18 protein-coding genes are annotated in these 19,800 nt (G+C 36.4%); 7 read left to right on the top strand and 11 right to left on the bottom strand.

Translation table 11 applies throughout. The features are described from left to right. Window positions 1–647: IS3 family transposase (locus tag A9G24_RS00425; RefSeq protein ID WP_141673010.1), on the top strand; the 647-nt coding region annotated here is incomplete at its 5' end. A 33-nt stretch (window positions 648–680) separates the two neighbouring features. After that, a complete protein-coding gene (locus A9G24_RS00420) occupies window positions 681–1,433 on the top strand; it encodes a DUF6708 domain-containing protein (RefSeq protein WP_335340083.1) in 753 nt (250 codons plus the stop codon). Between the two features lie 99 nt (window positions 1,434–1,532). Here A9G24_RS00420 and pgl read toward each other — a convergent pair whose 3' ends face one another. From pgl to A9G24_RS00400, 4 genes are all read right to left on the bottom strand, one after another. Next, entirely contained in the window at window positions 1,533–2,231 is a 699-nt protein-coding gene (pgl, locus tag A9G24_RS00415; RefSeq protein ID WP_065637263.1) for a 6-phosphogluconolactonase, read from the bottom strand. A 13-nt stretch (window positions 2,232–2,244) separates the two neighbouring features. Beyond that, window positions 2,245–3,705 (bottom strand): glucose-6-phosphate dehydrogenase, encoded by a 1,461-nt coding sequence (zwf, locus tag A9G24_RS00410; RefSeq protein ID WP_065637262.1) that lies wholly within the window; start codon window positions 3,703–3,705, stop codon window positions 2,245–2,247. Between the two features lie 171 nt (window positions 3,706–3,876). Next, a complete protein-coding gene (gene rplY / locus A9G24_RS00405; RefSeq protein WP_065637261.1) occupies window positions 3,877–4,161 on the bottom strand; it encodes a 50S ribosomal protein L25 in 285 nt (94 codons plus the stop codon). A 181-nt stretch (window positions 4,162–4,342) separates the two neighbouring features. Next, window positions 4,343–5,215: a D-hexose-6-phosphate mutarotase gene (locus A9G24_RS00400; protein WP_065637260.1), complete on the bottom strand. Its 873-nt coding sequence runs from the start codon at window positions 5,213–5,215 to the stop codon at window positions 4,343–4,345. A gap of 194 nt (window positions 5,216–5,409) precedes the next feature. Here A9G24_RS00400 and hemW point away from each other — a divergent pair, with 194 nt between their 5' ends. Then, window positions 5,410–6,537 (top strand): radical SAM family heme chaperone HemW, encoded by a 1,128-nt coding sequence (gene hemW / locus A9G24_RS00395; protein WP_065637259.1) that lies wholly within the window; start codon window positions 5,410–5,412, stop codon window positions 6,535–6,537. Between the two features lie 248 nt (window positions 6,538–6,785). On the opposite strand, the gene A9G24_RS00390 is transcribed toward hemW, so the two are convergent. Together A9G24_RS00390 and A9G24_RS00385 are read right to left on the bottom strand one after the other, a co-directional pair. Further along, window positions 6,786–7,754, bottom strand: coding sequence for a sugar kinase (locus A9G24_RS00390; RefSeq protein ID WP_065637258.1), 969 nt, complete (start codon window positions 7,752–7,754; stop codon window positions 6,786–6,788). Window position 7,755: 1 nt separating this feature from the next. Beyond that, window positions 7,756–8,583: a DeoR/GlpR family DNA-binding transcription regulator gene (locus A9G24_RS00385; protein ID WP_081303016.1), complete on the bottom strand. Its 828-nt coding sequence runs from the start codon at window positions 8,581–8,583 to the stop codon at window positions 7,756–7,758. 348 nt (window positions 8,584–8,931) lie between these two features. Here A9G24_RS00385 and A9G24_RS00380 point away from each other — a divergent pair, with 348 nt between their 5' ends. From A9G24_RS00380 to A9G24_RS00365, 4 genes are read left to right on the top strand one after another with little or no spacing between them, the layout of a single operon-like run. Then, window positions 8,932–9,786 (top strand): tagatose bisphosphate family class II aldolase, encoded by an 855-nt coding sequence (locus A9G24_RS00380; RefSeq protein ID WP_065637257.1) that lies wholly within the window; start codon window positions 8,932–8,934, stop codon window positions 9,784–9,786. 11 nt (window positions 9,787–9,797) lie between these two features. Then, window positions 9,798–10,718, top strand: coding sequence for a 1-phosphofructokinase family hexose kinase (locus A9G24_RS00375; RefSeq protein ID WP_065637270.1), 921 nt, complete (start codon window positions 9,798–9,800; stop codon window positions 10,716–10,718). An 11-nt stretch (window positions 10,719–10,729) separates the two neighbouring features. Next, window positions 10,730–12,148, top strand: coding sequence for a PTS fructose transporter subunit IIC (locus A9G24_RS00370; protein ID WP_065637256.1), 1,419 nt, complete (start codon window positions 10,730–10,732; stop codon window positions 12,146–12,148). A gap of 56 nt (window positions 12,149–12,204) precedes the next feature. After that, window positions 12,205–12,642, top strand: coding sequence for a PTS sugar transporter subunit IIA (locus A9G24_RS00365; RefSeq protein WP_065637255.1), 438 nt, complete (start codon window positions 12,205–12,207; stop codon window positions 12,640–12,642). Window positions 12,643–13,065: 423 nt separating this feature from the next. Here A9G24_RS00365 and ribD read toward each other — a convergent pair whose 3' ends face one another. The 5 genes from ribD to thrA all read right to left on the bottom strand — a co-directional run bounded on the left by ribD (window position 13,066) and on the right by thrA (window position 19,671). Then, window positions 13,066–14,175, bottom strand: coding sequence for a bifunctional diaminohydroxyphosphoribosylaminopyrimidine deaminase/5-amino-6-(5-phosphoribosylamino)uracil reductase RibD (gene ribD / locus A9G24_RS00360; protein ID WP_065637269.1), 1,110 nt, complete (start codon window positions 14,173–14,175; stop codon window positions 13,066–13,068). Window positions 14,176–14,189: 14 nt separating this feature from the next. After that, window positions 14,190–14,642, bottom strand: coding sequence for a transcriptional regulator NrdR (gene nrdR, locus A9G24_RS00355; protein WP_065587000.1), 453 nt, complete (start codon window positions 14,640–14,642; stop codon window positions 14,190–14,192). A 230-nt stretch (window positions 14,643–14,872) separates the two neighbouring features. Beyond that, the gene (gene thrC / locus A9G24_RS00350; RefSeq protein ID WP_065637254.1) at window positions 14,873–16,162 is read right to left on the bottom strand and encodes a threonine synthase; all 1,290 of its coding nucleotides are present in this window, start codon (window positions 16,160–16,162) and stop codon (window positions 14,873–14,875) included. A 113-nt stretch (window positions 16,163–16,275) separates the two neighbouring features. After that, window positions 16,276–17,214, bottom strand: a complete 939-nt coding sequence (gene thrB, locus A9G24_RS00345) for a homoserine kinase (protein ID WP_065637253.1) — start codon at window positions 17,212–17,214, stop codon at window positions 16,276–16,278. Continuing rightward, the gene (thrA, locus tag A9G24_RS00340; RefSeq protein ID WP_065637252.1) at window positions 17,215–19,671 is read right to left on the bottom strand and encodes a bifunctional aspartate kinase/homoserine dehydrogenase I; all 2,457 of its coding nucleotides are present in this window, start codon (window positions 19,669–19,671) and stop codon (window positions 17,215–17,217) included. Between the last annotated feature and the right edge of the window lie 129 nt (window positions 19,672–19,800).

Here is a 19,800-nt window from a genome sequence, read left to right as displayed (position 1 = left end):
GCTGGGGCTTTCCCAAATGTTTTAATCGCATCAGAAAGCTCGGCTATAAATGGAATCATAAACGGGTGTATCGGGTGTATTGTGAGTTAAAACTTAATATTAGAGCTAAACGTAAAAAACGTATCCCCCAACGAACACCAGAAAAGCTATTGGTTCCTAATAAACAAGGTGAATGTTGGTCAATGGATTTTATGAGTGATAGTAGCTGTAATCAACGTCGCTTTAGGACATTCAATGTCATCGATGACTTTAATCGTGAGGCGTTAGGTATTGATATTGCAGTAAGCTTACCAGCAGGAAGGATTACCCGTTACTTAGATAAACTGGCTGAATATCATGGGTATCCATTAAAAATACGCGTCGATAATGGACCAGAATTTACAGGAAAAACCTTTATAAACTGGGCTAAATCACATGATATAGCCATTGATTATATCCAGCCCGGTAGCCCATATCAAAACGGGTACATTGAACGATTTAATCGTACCTATCGTACTGAAGTACTCGATTTATATCTTTTTAACAACTTAGCACAAGCAAGGAGAATAACCGAAGAATGGTTAACGATTTATAACACCGAAAGACCGCATGAGGCATTAAATAACATGACGCCGATTGAGTATAAAACACTAAAACAAACAGCATGATTTTCTACTTGAATCTTGTACTAAGTTTGGGGTATTTACAGCCATATTCGGGTACGGTTTAATCGGGTAACACGGCAAGTGTATATACAACGCCCTAAATATTGTGGCGGCATTGCGGTGTTTAAATGGGAACATATTATGCCCGCTAATTTTGGCGAGACTGGCTCGGATATGGGCGGTACTAATGTGGTTAACTTGTTTACTTTTCACCCTTATAAAACTGGCTTTCCCGTTGCACAGTCCGTGGGCGTAGGCAAAAACACTTATAATCCTCAAGATTATAAAGACGAGTGGGAATTTATCCGCCGTTATATGGAAGACGGTCCTAAAAATCTGCCAAAACCACGCCTAAGTACCCATTTACCCATGCCCTTTCACGGTGTTGAGGGGCATATTAGCCCCATGATCCATCTGGCAAAAAATAACCCCAGTGTGATCATAATTTTAATGTTAATCCCCGTCTTTTTAATCTTATTGCCATTTTATACTGTGGGTTACTTTATTTCGGAATGCCTATGCTGGCAACCTCGTTGGCCAAAAGTGATCAGGCAAGCCGGTAAACCCGGTAAACCTTTACCAAAAGAAACCACCCTATCGGATTACCCACCCGAGGTACAAAAGGCGATTTTAGATAATAGCCAAGAGTGGGGCGTGATTGATGACGAAACTGGCGAACTTATCGACTATGGTCAATTTAAAAGACCCAAGAAAAAAGCCAGCCGAAAAAGAAAAACAAAAGCAACAAAACAAGCAGAAAAGCCCATAAAAGAGAATTCAGAGGATTAATTGGTAAGATCAAAGCACTGCTGCTCCAGTGCTTTGGAAGCAAAATTTATCGTAAAAATTCATTACCGACGTAAGTTGGCAAACAAAACTGAAAAAAATTTAAGATGCAGTCCAAAACCCTGTGACATTCACTTTGTCCTGCTGCAAAACAGCACGAATAGGCATTTGATTAACATTATGATATTTTTCGGCTTGTTCTAATACCTGCATTTTACTTTCACCAACTAAATGTAGATAGATATTTTTGCTATTTAAAATAGTAGGTAACGTTAATGTAATACGATCAAGTGGCGCTGTTAATGGTGTCATTCCAACAACTTTTCGACCTGATTTCATATCTAAACCGGCCGCTAAATTAGCTGCCCCTGGGAATAATGAAGCGGTATGTCCATCTTCGCCCATACCTAAAACGATTACATCAAATGGCATCGGAATTTTATCTAACATCTTGTCAGTCATTTCGGCGCCATCAAATGGATTATCACAACTGTTTTTTAAACCGACAAAATTAGCCAATTTTGCATAGTTTTGTAATAAATGCGTCATCACTAACTTTTCGTTACTGGCATCATCATTATCATCAACCCATCTATCATCAACTAATGTAATAAAAACTCGGCTCCATTCTATATTTTGTTGACTTAGTGATACAAATAATGGAATAGGTGTTTTCCCCCCCGAAACCGCAATAGAAGCATGACCTTTTTGTACAATGGCCTGTTTTAATTCATTGACGATATGTGAGGTTAAATCTTCGATCAATAATTGACTATTTTGATATTTATTTAACGTAAACATAGTTATTTTTCCTTTATTCAAATTCGTGCCATGAATGCCCATCTTTAGTGATTAAGGCAACGGATGCAACTGGTCCCCAAGTTCCAGCTTGATAAGTTTTGGGTGGTTCTTTTTCTGTTTCCCATGCACTAATAATTGAATCAACCCATTTCCATGCTGCTTCAACTTCATCACGATGAACAAATAACGCTTGGCGCCCCCGCATAACTTCAAGTAATAAACGCTCATAAGCATCAGCGCTTTGTTGGTGAAAAGTTTCGCTAAAACTTAAATCAAGTTTAGTGGTTTGTAAATTGTGAGTACTATCTAATCCCGGTACTTTGTTTAAAATTTCAATATCCATTCCTTCATCAGGTTGTAAACGAATCGTCAATTTATTTTGTGGTAATTGTGGATAAAATTCACTAAATAAATTAAGCGGTAATGGTTTGAAATAAACAACGACTTCAGAACATTTGCTCGGTAGACGCTTACCTGTACGTAAATAAAATGGCACGCCCGCCCAACGCCAGTTATCAATATCAACTCGAATCGCAACAAATGTTTCGGTATTGCTTTTTTGATTTGCGCCGTCTTCTTCTAGATAGCCCGGTACATTAACACCATTAACAAATCCTGCTGTATATTGTCCACGAACTACTTTTTCGCGTATATTGGTTTTATTAATTGGCCTAAGGGCATTTAGTACAGCTATCTTTTCACTACGTAAGCTATCATCTTCAAGGTTAGCGGGTGGTGACATGGCAATCATGGTTAATATTTGTAATAAATGATTTTGCACCATATCACGCATCTGACCGGCTTTATCAAAATACCCCCAACGTCCTTCAATGCCTACTTGTTCAGCTACTGTAATTTCGACATGATCAATAGAATTACGATCCCAAAATGACGCAAATACTGTATTGGCAAAACGTAAGGCTAAGAGATTTAGTACTGACTCTTTCCCTAAGTAATGATCAATACGATAAACTTGTGATTCACTAAAGAATTTAGCCACCGAATCATTGATTTCGCGAGATGATTGCAAATCAGTTCCAAGCGGTTTTTCCATCACAATGCGGTTTTGTGATTGATTTAACCCTGCGGCAGCTAGACCTTGGCAAATAGTTCCAAAAGCACCTGGATGCATTGCAAAATAGAAAATAGCGGGATGACCTGAATCAAGTTTATTTTTCAAACCTGCAAAACCTGCGCTATCATTAACATCTAATTTATGAAAATCCAATCGTTGACTAAATCGTCGCCAAATACTATCGTCTAACGGCTCCGGCATAAATGAGATGAGTGCATCTTTTGCAACTTCACAATAAGCAGCATGATCCCAATCAGCGCGTCCTACGCCTAAAATCTTGGTTTGTTCAGGTAGTTTTCCATATTTTTCTAGTTGATATAAAGACGGTAGTAATTTACGTCTTGTCAAATCCCCTTTAGCACCAAAAATAACTAAATCGCAAGCTGGGATATCAGACATGGTTTTCTCCTAGGATGGTATAATGTTATTATTCTATTATGTTGGATGGTTAGTGTACAGGCTAAATCATAACAATAGGCATTAGCCTACATTAGCGCTAAAACAAAAAGGTCACCACTGTGGTGACCTTTTACTTGAAACAAGGAATTGGATAATATTCCAATATATAAATTATACGCGTACAAAATCCATATGAACTAATTTTGGTTTAAATGCATGACGTTGTACTGCTTGTACTTTTACTTTAACTGCTTTGCCGTCAACCTCGATAGTTAACACTTCAGAATAAAACTCTGGTTTTTCTTGCATATTAAAGATTTGGTTGTGATCAAGCACAACAGAGATTGCAGGTTCAGTTCCACCATAAATGATGGCTGGGAATTGACCAGCGTGACGCAGGCGGCGGCTCGCACCCTTACCATGCTCTTTTCTAACTTCAGCTTTGAATGTAAACATATTTATTTCTCTTAATGATTTAAAATAAAAGCCAATTACAGGCGACCCAGTAGTTGACTATCAAACTAGCACTTTAAAAAGTGGTGTGGATTATAAAGTGTTATCCCTGTAAACGCAATCAATTAATCGTATTACCAATGAGTAAAGCATTGATTGCGTATGTGGCATAAAATATGAACGATTAGATCAATTCTATCAGAAAACCATAAGTTGATTTCTTATTAGGAGATGATTTTAATGGTTTTGTAATACAACCAGATTCGACACAAACCATTGATTTATATTCATCATCACCAAAATCCGCCATGGCTTTAGCTTTATTTATCCATGGATTCCAAGTAACTACATCACTGACATTAGTATTGGTTAATCGAATTGTTCGGATGCCATCAGTTATCGTTAGTTGTTTACTCGCATCAGTATAAATACGATCGACTTCTTGATTAAAAGTTAATTGACCTACTGTCACGGGTTTGTTTTCAACAGCAAGTCGTTCTTGATAAGTTTCACCTAAACCTTTTACCACAACATGGTCAATGTTATTAATACCAAAATAAGTATGTAGCGCACTAGTTATATCAAAGTCAGCAAAACAGCTTAAAGTAACTTCACAAGTTTTACCTAAATGAAGATTTAATGACACTGTAAAAGGTTGGCGACAATAAGGTTCTGTCTGCTGATTATTAGTAAGAGACAATATGAGATCAACACCATTATCATCCTCTTTACAAGAATCTAATTTCCATTCAACAATACGCGCGAAACCATGAGAAGGAGTCCCTAATTGACCAAACCAAGGCCAGCAAACGGGTACCCCTCCTCGAATAGCCACTCCTTGTTTAAAATTTGTTTTGTCGCTTAGCCAAACAACGGGGGTTTGTTCAGTAGCGGGTTGCCAAAATAGCAAATGTGCACCTTGTAAGGTAACCGCTGCCTTGCAAGTTTTATGGTTAATAACCACAATAGGGAGTTGGCCATAAGTCGATTGCTTAACCGATGAGCTTAGTGATACGCCTGATAAGCCACTATCTAAAATCGCTTTATATATACTCATACTTACTCCTAAATAATAAATTTAATCAACAATTAATATCGAAATATATTGATAATTGTACGCTTTTTAACTTAATAATAAAAACACTATAGATGCCAAAAGCTTTTTTTAATAAATTGGAGTAAAATGGCACGTTATCAAAATAAGATAACACAGGTTATTTTTGTTAAAAAGTTTCAGGAAAGGCTACGTTTATGTATAAAATCCCAATGAGTTTGTATATTCATATGCCATGGTGTGTACAAAAATGTCCTTATTGTGATTTTAATTCACATACCGTTAAAAAAACGCCAGATTACGAAGCTTATGTAGATCATCTGATTAAAGATTTACAGCATGATGCTGTTTTTTGTTCAAACCGTTCAATTCATTCAATCTTTATTGGCGGAGGTACACCGAGCCTGTTTTCTGCTGAATTGATTGATAAATTATTATTGAATATAAATAAGATTATCCCCATCAATAAGAATGCAGAAATCACCATTGAAGCCAATCCAAATTCTGTAGATATAGAAAGATTCAATGGTTATCAGCAAGCAGGTATAAATCGAATATCAATTGGTGTGCAAAGTTTTCAAGCCGATAAGCTGGTTAAATTGGGGCGGATACATGATCCCAAAGAAGCAATCACAGCAGGAAAACTAGCCCAAAAATTAAATTTAAGAAGTTTTAATTTAGATTTAATGCATGGATTGCCAAATCAAAGTATTGATGATGCCATCTATGATTTAGAACAAGCCATTGCTATCGCGCCGCCTCATTTGTCTTGGTATCAATTAACTATTGAGCCCAATACACTATTTGGATCAAAACCACCCGTTTTACCAGATGATGATAAACTTTGGGAAATTTATCAACGAGGACATCAATTATTGACAAGCCATGGTTATCAGCAATATGAAACTTCGGCTTATGCTAAAGAAGATTTCCAATGCCAACATAATTTAAATTATTGGCGATTTGGGGACTATTTAGGTATTGGATGTGGTGCTCATGGTAAATTAACACAACCTGATGGCAAAATTATCCGCACCATAAAAACGCGTCATCCAAAAGGGTATTTAGAAGGACGTTATTTAGATAAATATTATACTGTGCCAGAAGAAGATCTGCCCTTTGAATTTTTTATGAATCGTTTTAGACTATTTGAACTAACACCTAAACACGAATTTGAACAACGAACTTATTTACCTTTACAAACAATCGAGAATCAAATAGCAACTGCCATTGAAAAAAACTATTTAATTGAAGATAAACAAAACTGGCAAATAACCGATCATGGAAAGTTATTTTTGAATTCATTATTAGAGCTATTCTTATAGTTAATTAACTGATATATATATTAATTTATTTAAAACAAAATAACTCTTTACACTTATTTAACATGATAGATACGAACTATTTAATCAATCATTCTGGTATCTTTACATACTTTTTTTAAAAAAAAGTGCATAATATATCTCGACAATGCATTTATTTCATTGTTTTCCTATTCCTTATGTTTTCCCAATAACTTTGTTATTGGGATTTTTTTTGCCTATCCTATTAATAGTATTATTGCTTTTAATGATTAGTTGAAAGAAGCGTGCGAAAGAAATTGTTTTAGTTCAACTAATGTGGAAGTTCCTTCCATAGGACCTTTTTTAGATACGGCAAATGCACCACTTGCATTTGCATATTGCAAGGCTTTTTCGACCGAATAACCTGCCAACATTAAACTAACAAATGTTGCGCCAAAACAGTCACCAGCTCCTGTTGGATCCAGCAAATTGACCTTGTATCCATTAATATGCAATGTTTTTAAATGGCCTTGTTCATTAAGTCCATAATAATTAGCACCTTTAGAACCGCCTTTTACCACAATGTGTTTAATTCCTTTGTTAAGCAAATTAATCATGGTTTGTTGCTCTGTTTCACCATTATGCTCAGCAAAATAGCTGACTTCATTTTCACTCGGTAAAAAGATATCGGTATATTCCATAATATAATCAAAAGATTGCTCCATTTCGGGTATATCAAACATCTCTTTGCGTAAGTTAGGATCGAATGAAATTGTACCGCCTTTATTTTTGATAATATCTAACGCTTTACGCATCGCATCAATCACGCGAAACGAATAAAGCGATGACCCCATTACATGTAAATGAGTACAATCTTTTAATAAGTTTTCATTAATATGATTAAATGAAAGTAAACCACATGCGCTATTTGGAATATTAAAAATGAAATCTCTTTCGTTAGCACCTTTATAAGTAACAAATGCACTGCCGGTATTGGCTTTATGATGTGAGGTAATGCCATCAATAATCACACCGTCATTTTTTAGGCGGCTAATACACATTTTGCCAAAGGCATCTTTTCCGACACAACTAAAAAAGACAATGGGAAAACCTAATTTTGCAACTTGATCTGCAAATATTGCGGGAGCACCACTAACAAAAGGACCGATAAATTCCCCTGTTTGATCAAAACGCTGATTTTGTGTTTTCGCCAAAAACTCAACCAACAGCTCACCTATCGTGCAGATTTTAAAATGCATATTATGTCTCCAAGATGTTTTGATAAGTCACACAATATTTATTGGAAATCAGCTGATCAAAATGAGTATCTAATAATTGTTGATGATATTCAGTCACAGCTGGTCGTGACAAAACCACCATATCAATATCAGCTAATATCCCAATGCTATTGTTATCATTATGGGCGATGCGTTGTGGCAAAATGCCGATAGTATGTGCCGCTTTTTTCATTATTTGTTGATACGTTTTAACTTGTTCTAAATTTTCAATAATTAATTGATTATCAGAACTAATTGCACTTAATTCAATGATAAAATGCGTGACTGAAAATTGATTCAAGACAAAATTAATCATCTTGTTATCTTGTAAAATATTGCCATCAAGTAACACACCGCCAACTACAATCACTTCAGCATCGGTAAATTCTTTTGCTAATTGTGCGTTACTAATATCATTCATAATAAGTATTAATGATTTTTTGCCATGTAAAAATGGAATCAATTTCCTTATTAAATTGCCATGGCTTAAAAACAACGTATCACCATCATTAATATAACTTAAACAGACTTTGACTAATTCAACATCACGACAATCACTAACACTTTGTGTATAACTTGGGGTAATGGTACTTGCCTGATTAAACACACTCTCTGGAGCAATATAAATCGCGCCACCAAAGGATCGTTTTAAATATCCTTGCTGCTCTAAATAAGTTAAATCTTGACGAATAGTCACATTCGAGACTTGAAGCAATTCTGATAACTCATCAACTTTAACTTCGCCTTGCTGACGAACTATTTCTGCAATTTGCAATCGTCGCTTTAATAGGGCTGAAGATGCTCTAGCCAATTTTATTTCCCATGCTGTAGATAAAAATGAAGAGCAGTGATAATAGAATTAATCCTATACTTGGTCAACATCAAACTAGGTTCAGAGTTTTACCTTATAAATCATATTAATAATGCTTAATACATTCTTTATTTTGCAGCATTCCCTATATACATATTAACCATCAAAACGAAAATTTATAAATTATTTTTATTTCGTTTCGAAAGTAAAGTTGAATTTTGTGATCTATCTCACGTGATTACCACTAGAATAACTTACGTTTTGAAAGTATATTCATCAATAATAAATTTCAAAAAGAAAGTTATTAGCACAATATCAACTGAAACCAAATTATTAAGGGAAAGCCATATGTCTATCATTTCAAGCCACAATATGTTAAAAAAAGCGCAAACAGAACACTACGCGGTACCTGCCTTTAACATTCATAATTTAGAAACCATGCAGGTTGTTGTCGAAACTGTTGCCGAATTGCAGTCTCCTGTCATCTTAGCTGGCACGCCTGGGACATATAGTTATGCCGGAACAGAAAATATTATTGCCATTGCTGATGAGTTATCGAAAAAATATAACATTCCATTGGCAGTTCATTTAGATCATCATGAACAATTCGATGATATAGCTTATAAAATTAGCACCGGTGTTCGTTCGGTGATGATTGATGGTTCACATTTCCCATTTGAAGAAAATATTGCGATTGTTAAACATGTGGTGAATTACGCCCACCGTTACGATGTCAGCGTTGAAGCTGAACTAGGCCGTCTTGGCGGCGTTGAAGATGATCTCGTTGTTGATGCAAAAGATGCTTTATATACAAATCCTAATCAAGCAGTAGAATTTATTGAAAAAACAGGAATTGACTCGCTTGCTATCGCCATTGGTACCGCACATGGTCTTTATAAATCAGAACCAAAACTAGATTTTGAACGCTTATCAGAAATCCGTTCAATGGTTGATATCCCCCTTGTATTACATGGTGCATCTGGCGTGCCAGAAAAAGATGTCCGTGAGTGTATTCGACGTGGCATTTGTAAAGTCAATGTTGCAACCGAATTAAAAATTGCATTTTCAGATGCCCTAAAACAGTATCTTATTGAACATCCTGATGCGAATGATCCTCGTCACTATATGAAACCTGCAAAAGCAGCAATGAAAGATATTGTCAAAAAAATTATTGCAACATGTGGATGTGCAGGCAAATTATAGGGGTCGAGATGATGATCTATACATTAACACTTAACACGGCAATCGATATGAATATTCATTGTCAGGGACTTAACCCTAATAGCGTCAATCGCACATTACACACGAAATATAGTCCCAATGGTAAAGCAATCAATGTTTCAATTGTCTTACATAAATTTGCTAAACCAACTTGTGCACTAGGCTTTTTTGGCGGGTTTTCAGGTAAATATATTACCGATGAACTGACAAAAATTCAGATTGAGACAAAACCCTGTTTTATTGACGATATTACCCGTATCAATGTTTTTATTAATGATGGGCAAAATGAATATAAATTGGTGAGTAAAGGCCCATTTGTACCGAACGATAAAAAAATCGAACTGCTTACTATCATTGAATCATTAGTCAACAATAGCTATTTAGTTATCAGTGGTAGTTTACCCAATAATGTTGAGCCTGAATATTATGAAACGATTTTAGATTTATGTAACCAAAAAAATATTCAATTTATTCTTGATATTAGCCACAAAAAATTAAGCCAGTTACTTACCTATAAGCCACTATTAATTAAACCCAATGATGATGAAGTGAAAGAGATTTTTGGTCTTGAAACCAGAACCTCATCCCAAATCATTACCACGCTAGAAACGCTACACGCACAAGGTGCACAAAACATTTTATTAACCATGGGAGCTAAGGGACTCTACTTTTCTAATGGAGTGCATATTTGGTATTGCAATGCTGTAGCAATCAAATTAATCAGCTCTGCTTGTGCTGGTGATGCTTCACTGGCGGCTTTTCTTAGTGAATGGTTGCCTGAGCAACAACATATTGAAAAATCAATGAAAAAAGCATCTGCAACTGGTGCTAACGTGGCCGAATCAGATGGATTAGGTTTATTAGATAAAGTCAATATTTATATGGATCAGCTTGAAGTGACCCAAATAAAGTAAGGGGGATTATTATGAAAAAAATATTAGCTGTAACAGGCTGCCCAACGGGCATTGCCCATACCTATATGGCAGAAGAAGCCTTGAAAGCTGCCGCTGAAAAAGCAGGCGTTGAAATTAAAGTAGAAACCAATGGTGCAGGAGGGGTTGATAATGCCATTACCGATATAGATCTTGCGAGTGCAATGGGTGTTATTATAGCAGCAGATAAAGATGTCAACCCAAACCGTTTTGATGGATTGCCTGTTATTGAAGTCCCTGTCAAAGATGGTATTCATAAAGCAGCCGCACTAATTGAACAAATCACTTCAGGTAAGGTTCCTATCCGCAAAAGCGATAAAAACGACACCAAAAATTCTATTTCACCATCTAACCCAATAGATGTAAAAGAATCGATGGGTCGACAGATTTATAAACACCTTATGAGTGGTGTCTCTAACATGTTGCCTTTTGTTGTTGCTGGTGGAGTATTAATTGCACTCTCATTTTTATGGGGTATCTATTCAGCAGATGAAACCAATGCACAATACAATGAATTTGCTGCATTATTGATGAAAATAGGCGGGCAAGCATTTGGTATTATGGTGCCAATCTTTACCGGTTTTGTCGCTTACTCTATAGGAGGAAGACCTGGAATGGTTGCCGGTTTTGTTGGCGGATTGATTGCCAATATGACCGGAGCGGGTTTTTTAGGTGGCATTATTGCTGGTTTTGCCGCGGGTTACCTAATGCTTTATGTCAAGAAGCGGTTAGACTGCCTGCCTCGTTCATTTGAAGGGCTAAAATCTATTTTTATCATGCCATTAATTGGTGTCTTTGTGATCGGTGCCGGCATGTATTTACTAGGCGGACCGATTGCAACGATTAACAATGCCATGAAATCATTCCTTGAATCATTACAATCCGCTAACCCTATTTTACTTGGTATAGTAATTGGAGCAATGTGCTCTTTTGACTTTGGCGGTCCTGTCAATAAAGCTGCCTATGTGACTGGCACCATGCTATTAGGTGAAGGTAACTTTTACTTTATGGCTGGGGTTTCTGCTGCGTGTATTGTACCCCCTTTTGTGATTGCCTTTTCAACGACCATTTTCCGCGACAAAGCATTTACTGAAGAAGAACGTGCAGCCGGAATGGTAAACTATATTTTAGGTTCAACACACATTACCGAAGGCGCCATCCCTTTTGCAGCTAAAGATCCATTACACGTGCTACCAATCATGATGCTATCATCGGCCATTGCTTCTGTATTAACTTTCTTAAGCAAAATTCAAGTCCCTGCGCCCCATGGTGGTTTTTTAGTACTGCCATTGGTAAATAAACCTTTTCTATGGGTGGGTTGTATTTTCGCTGGTGCACTTATTGGTGCCATATTATTAGGTTTAATGCGTATTCATCAAAATCGACAATTAGCAATTAAAGACACAGTATAATTAACCAGTTGATACATCGATAACTTTTCGGTAATCAAAATTAATAAGGACGACAAATGAATCATTTAAAACTGACAACTAATGATATTTCAATCATCAGCGGCGCTCACTCTAAACAAGAAGCTATTCAGTCAATATCAGAAGCAATGATTAAAGCAGGTTTAGTTAAAGATGATTATACCCAAGCTATGTTTGATCGCGATGCGCAAATCTCAACTTTTTTAGGCAATGGCATCGCAATTCCGCATGGTACCACTGACAAACGTGATAGTGTCATCAAAACAGGGCTAAAAATAAATTATTACCCTGAAGGAATCTATTGGGATGAAGATAACAATATTGCTTATGTTGTCATAGGGATAGCAGCAAAAACCAATGAACATCTAGATATTTTACGGCAATTAACTCGTGCTGTAATTACTGAAGATACCCTTGAACGCATTAAAGCAATTAATACCACTGAAGATTCATTAAAAATATTACAAGGTAGTTGATATTAATCATCCCATGATGAGATTATATTCTCATTCATGGGATTGATGTTTTTATGTTACTTAATACTAGTTGGCATTAGCTGTTAAGCTTAATCTTTGAATTAAATATAAAGTTATTTTTAAGATGTGAAATATTTGAACCTATTATCGATAATGCTATTATTATCTATTTCCAATAATACTAAATTCCTTTTAAAGCTAAGACTAAAGACAATAAATTGTTCATCGATGTCAAAATAGTAACATCTATAATCTTCATAGTTCATAGATATGATATTTAAATATCTAGTTACGATTGAAGGTATCAGTTAAAAACAAACAGACGTCCTAATTTAAAATCAAAACCCAGATTTGTAGTTTTATAATCAATCCCATTTTAGCTTTTGACTATATCGCTTAATAGATGATTTTTTGTTAATAGAATTATATCCGTTTTAAAATAACTCGCAGATCTTCGCCCACCATGACAACCGATTCAAATCGAAAATTTGGTGCCATTGCCAGATTTTGTAAGCTAGGTAATATACACATATCTTTTGCATTATGACCAAGTAATTTAGGTGCGTAATAGATAATCAATTCATCAATTAAGTTTTGTTCTATTAGAGCACCAGCTAGCTGAGCACCCGCTTCAACCCAGACAGAATTAATACCTTTTTGCCCTAAAATTGTCATTAAATGCACTAAATCAATATTATTTTTTGGTGAAGATTCAACTATTAATTGAGTGTTAGGCTTATTGATGGAAATAGCTTGCTTCCGCACTACCCATATTTCGCCTAATTGCTTAAAAAGATTCTCATCACCAGTTAATTGATTTTGGCCATCAATAATGACACGAATGGGCTGCCGAATATTTTCGGCGGAATAAACTTGTTTTATATCATCAGGTAATTCAGCATGTCTAACCGTTAAACTCGCGTTATCGGTTTGTACCGTCATGCGGGTACTTAAAATACAACTTGCCTGTGCCCTAAACTGTTGTACATCTTGTCTTGCCGTGCTTGATGTGATCCATTTGCTTTCGCCCGATGCCATTGCCACTTTACCATCGAGAGAAGTGGCAAGTTTAAGTTGTACATATGGCAATCCGGTTCGCATTCGTTTTAAAAAGCCTTGATTGAGCGTTTCAGCCTGCCTATCGAATACCCCAACAACCACCTCAATTCCCGCATCACGCAATCGTTTTATACCATTGCCCGAAACATTTGGATTGGGATCTTGCATGGCAATAACAACACGTTTAATTTGCGATTTGATTAGGGCATCGGCACAAGGTGGCGTTCGACCAAAATGGCTACAGGGTTCTAGTGTTACGTATGCTGTTGCATCTTTAGCATTATTCCCCGCCATTTGTAGTGCATAAACTTCAGCATGTGGTAGCCCTGCTTTTTGATGATAACCTTTACCAATGATTTGATTGTCTTTTACAATCACACAACCAACATTAGGATTTGGTGATGTGGTAAAACGACCAAGCTTAGCTAGCTCAATCGCTTGTTGCATATAAAAATAATCATTGTCGTTTATCATCGTCATCTGGGGTATTATTTCTGTTGTAACTTGGCAATTTCATTACTAAATTGTTCGATATCATCAAAACTAAAATAGACCGAAGCAAAACGAATATAAGCAATTTTATCTAAGTTTTTGAGTTCTTCAATCACATAGTCACCAATCAATTTTGCTGGAACCTCGCGTTCACCGGTTGCTCTAAGTTTGGATTTTATACGTGTAATCGCATCTTCAATGGCATCAAAACTCACTGGGCGTTTTTCAAGTGCCCTTTTGATACCATTACGTAATTTATCCTCATTAAATGGTTCACGAACTTTATTGCTTTTAATGACATTAGGCATAATTAATTCAGCAATTTCAAATGTGGTAAAACGTTCATTGCACTCGACACACTGGCGACGGCGACGAACTTGATATCCTTCACCGACAAGACGTGAATCAATCACCTTTGTATCATCTGCATTACAAAACGGACAGTACATAACAATATCCTTATAATGACATAATTAAGCTTACAATAGCTGAAAATTTTAATTTAAACAAGGTTGATTAGTATCTTCTATTTTTAGATAGGGTAGTACAAGTAAATTTAAGCATTGAAAATAAAGATGATGACTGTGAGGATAAAATTGGCTAGTCAATGAAGTAAACAAATAGGGAGCACTGTCATTAAGTAAAAAATGCCGTCGCCTATTGGGCAACGGCACAATATTTACCAATCTAAGTTAATTAAAAAATCACGTAATTTGGCAAAATCATCACTCATATTATGGGAAAGTAATGTCATATCTGCTCGTTCTGCTAGCGCTTTTGGTAGTGGAATTGACTTGCCAAGAATATCTTCAACCACCTCTTTAAATTTAGCTGGATGCGCCGTACCTAAAAATAGACCATATTCACCGTCTTGCAGTTGATCACGTAATGCACGGTAAGCAATTGCACCATGGGGCTCTGACAAATAATTTTTTTGATTAAGTTCACGAACGGTCTGCTTAGCAACTTCATCAGACACAGCAGCATGACCAAGTGATTTAAGTGCCCAACCTTCTCTTTTATAAATTTCCTCAATTCGAGGCCAATTATTAGGTTGGCTAACATCCATTGCATTAGATAGCGTTGCAACTGTTGCGTGAGGTTCCCATTTTCCGGTTTCTAAATATCGTGGTACGGTATCATTCGCATTTGTTGCAGCAATAAAGCGTTTAATTGGTAAACCCATTGTTTTTGCAAGCAAACCAGCCGTTAAATCACCAAAATTACCACTTGGTACTGAAATCACAAGTTGTTCACGTTGCTTAGGCGTTAGTTGTGCATAAGCTTCAAAGTAATAACAAATTTGCGCTAGTAATCGGCTAATATTGATAGAATTAGCAGAATTCAAACCAATGTTAGTTTTTAATTCCTCATCATCAAATGCTTTTTTAACTAATGTTTGGCAAGCGTCAAAGTCGCTTTGAATCGCAATAGTATGGATGTTATCACCAAGTGTACAAAAAAGTTTTTCTTGTAATGGGCTAATTTTTCCCTCGGGATATAAAATTACGACCCGTATATTAGGTAAATGATAAAATGCATGGGCAACAGCGGCTCCAGTATCGCCAGATGTAGCAGTTAAAATAGTAATTTTTTTATCTGCTGCAACTTGGACTAATGCTTGCGCCATAAAACGTCCACCAAAATCTTTAAATGCGAGCGTTGGCCCGTGATAGAGTTCTAGTGAACCAATATCAGCTTCTACCGATTTTACAGGGGCAGGAAATTGGAACGCATTGTTAACGAGCCTATGCATATCATCAAAGCTGATCTCATCACCAATAAAAGCGGATAAGATTTTAGCGCTACGAGTCACAAAATCGAGTGTTAATAATGATTCAATTTCGTTTATAGAAAACTTAGGTAGCTCTTGAGGGAAGAATAAACCTTGCCCTCTTCCTAATCCTTGTTGCACCGCATCAGCAAAACTAACTTGCTGGTAATGATCTTTTAAGTTATACAATTTCATAATATATTCCAGTTATCTTTATGCTTTAATTTTGTGCTTTTTCTGATATTAACTTAATCAGCAAAAAGTTGGCGTCTTCTTAGGTTTAACCCGATTTTTTATAATCAATAAACTTAGATCACTCTTGCACCTTGAGCATCTATTTTACAAATATGGGTAAAACCTTCATCATTTTGTAAATAACAATGTTTAAGCAGTGATTCAATTTGCTGAGCAGTTTCAAGCTTATCGGCAATCACAAACATTGTTGGACCAGAACCGGAAATACCCGATGCCAACGCACCAAGTTGTTTAACCCGTTTTTGTGTTTCATCAAAGTGAGGCAATAGCTGTTTACGATACGGCTCTGCAATATTATCAAAAAGCATTGCCGCAGCTAGCTTAGATTGCTTGGTATAACAAGCATGCAAGAACCCACCAACATAGCGCCCATGCGCTATACAATCAGCTTTTTGATACTGGGCAGGTAATATTGCGCGCGCATCAGCGGTTGAAACCTTAATGCCTGGATATGCCATTACCCAGTACCACTCTTCAAAATGCGGTATCGATTCACTAATGATGCCCATTTCATCAAGGATAAGTTGCATTCCACCCAAATAGCAGGGCGCCACATTATCATAATGCACACTACCCGAAATACGTCCTTCAAGTTCCCCCATCATTGAAAGCATTTCAAACTCATTAAATGGTTTATCAAAAAACTCATTTAAAGCAACAAATGCCCCAACCACAGAGCAAGCACTTGATCCTAGCCCCGAGCCAATTGGCATATTTTTTTCAAGCGTCATACTGACAGGCAATTTTTTACCCATTGCTTGGCAAAAGCACTGCCAACATTGAAATACAATATTACATTTTGGATCACGTGGTAGTTTTTTAACAAATTGACCTTTGCTAGTAAGGGAAAATTCGTTAGCAGATTCAACGGTAATACAGTCCCCCAGCATCGCACCACTAATCGGGCTAATTGCTGCACCTAATATATCAAAGCCAACACTAATATTGGCCATTGATGCGGGTGCATAAACAGTTAAAGATTTATGACTCATTTAACCCCCAATTTTGCCAGATGTAGTTCGTAAAATATCAGCAAAAACACCTGCTGCTGTGACATCATTCCCTGCACCATAACCACGTAAGACCAAAGGAATTGGTTGGTAATAACGCGTATAAAATGCTAAGGCATTTTCGCCATTTTTGACTTTATAAAGAGGATCTTCACTATCGACAGCTTCAATTCTAACACTGCATTGATTGTTTTCTATGCTACCCACATAACGTAATACTTTGCCTTGTTTTGCCGCTTGTTCTGATTTTGCTTTAAACTCTAAATCTAATTGCGGTAATTTAGCCATAAACTCATCAATACTACCTTGTGCATATTGTTCAGGTAAAACCGATTCAACTTCGATTTGATCAAGTTCTAATTGTAATCCTGCTTCTCGGGCTAAAATTAATAGCTTTCTAGCGACATCTGTACCCGATAAATCATCACGAGGATCAGGTTCAGTAAAGCCTTTCTCTTTTGCCAATTTAGTGGCTTCGGACAATGACATTCCCTCATCAAGTTTTCCAAAAATAAAAGAGAGCGAACCTGATAATATGCCAGAGAATTTAATTAGTTCATCCCCAGCATTAAGTAGATTTTGTAAATTTTCAATAACGGGTAGACCAGCTCCAACATTGGTGTCGTACTGAAATTTACGTTTACTTTTTTCGGCTTCTTGACGTAAACGTAAATAATAAGCCATTGAACTTGTATTTGCTTTTTTATTTGGCGTGACAACATGAAAGCCATTAGCTAAAAAGTCTGCATATTTATCAGATATTTCACAACTAGAAGTACAATCAACTAAAATTGGATTAAGTAATCGATTATTTTTAGCAAACTCAATAATTCCATCTAACGAGTAACTATTTTCACTGTGCTTAATTTGCTCTCGCCAATTTGAAAGATCGATACCATCGCGATTAAGAACGTTATGTTTAGAATTAAATAACCCACAAACACGCAAATCGATCTGTTTGTTTTTAAGCCATGCTTGTTGACGTCCGATTTGATCAATTAATGCACCACCAACACCACCAACACCAATCACAAACACATCAAGCATTTTATCAGTACCAAATAACATCTGATGCGCAACACGTACGCCCATCACGGCAACATCATTATCAACCACAACTGAAATAGACCGTTCAGATGAACCTTGTGCAATCGCAACAATATTAATATTGGCTCTAGCAAGCGCTGTAAAAAAGTTAGCCGATAAGCCTCGCAATGTCCGCATACCATCACCGACAACAGAGATAATCGCTTGTTTTTCGATTACTTCAATTGGTTCAAGTAACCCATCTTTTAATTCTAAGAAAAACTCATCACTTAATGCTTCTTCAGCGCGATACAGTTCAGTTTGAGGTACACAAAAACTGATACTATATTCTGATGAAGATTGAGTAATGAGTACCACTGAAATACCTGCATAAGACATTGCTGAAAAAACACGGGCAGACATACCAACCATGCCCTTTAACCCAGGACCAGAAACATTGATCATTGCCATGTTATTTAAATTGGTAATACCTTTTACTGGGGTTGTTGAATCAACCACATTTGCTCCAATCAGTGTTCCCGGTGCATCAGGGTTATTGGTATTTTTAATTAAACAAGGGATTTGGAACTGGGCAATAGGTAAAATTGTTCTTGGATGAAGCACTTTTGCACCAAAATATGAAAGCTCCATGGCTTCTTGATAAGACATCGTTGTAAGCAGTTTAGCATCGGGTACAATACGGGGATCACAGGTATAAACACCATCAACATCTGTCCATATTTCACAGCTATTAGCACGTAAGCATGCTGCTAGTACCGAAGCTGAATAGTCTGAACCATTACGCCCAAGAACAACTAACTCGCCTTTCTCATTACCTGCTGTAAAACCAGGCATTAAAATAATATGATCTTGTGGGATACGCATTTCACTAATGCGGTGTGAAGACTCTGCAATATCGACCGTTGATTCTAAATAGCTACCTTCTGCAATTAACATCGCGACTGGATTGATTACAGTAACTAAATGCCCTTTAGCCTTTAGTAGTTCTTCCATAATGGCGATAGAAAGTTTTTCACCACGACAGATAATTGATGCATTAATGCTATCAGGGCATTGACCTAATAAACCAATACCCTTAAGCAATTGCTTAATATTATTTAATTCATCAAGCGCAAAGCGCTTCATCTGTTCATAAGCAAAATTAGGTTGTGCTTTTGCAATACCTTCTAATAAATCAGCAAAGATTTTTTCAGCATCATAGATATTATTTTGTATATCTTGTCCTGCAACTGTTTTTTCTACCATTGCGACTAAATGATTAGTAATTTTAGCCGGTGCTGATAAAACGGCTGCGTTTTGCTCTTGCTTAGCATTATTTTCAATAATCTCTGCAACGCGTAAAAAACGTTCTGCGTTAGCGACAGAAGTTCCTCCAAATTTTAAAACTTTCATATCACACCTTTACTTATTGTTCTAATTTATGCCCATTAAAATCCAAAATACCTTTTGCCAAAAAATCAGCAATTTTAATAATATTACTATAAATATCAAAATTTTATCTTTTATTTATTTTTATGCTTT

The sequence above is a fragment of the Gilliamella sp. App6-5 genome (genome assembly GCF_001690525.1).
Classification (GTDB): Bacteria; Pseudomonadota; Gammaproteobacteria; order Enterobacterales; family Orbaceae; genus Gilliamella; species Gilliamella apicola_H.
The sequence above is the reverse complement of the archived record's forward strand: the minus strand, read 5'-3'. Positions and strand labels throughout refer to the sequence as shown.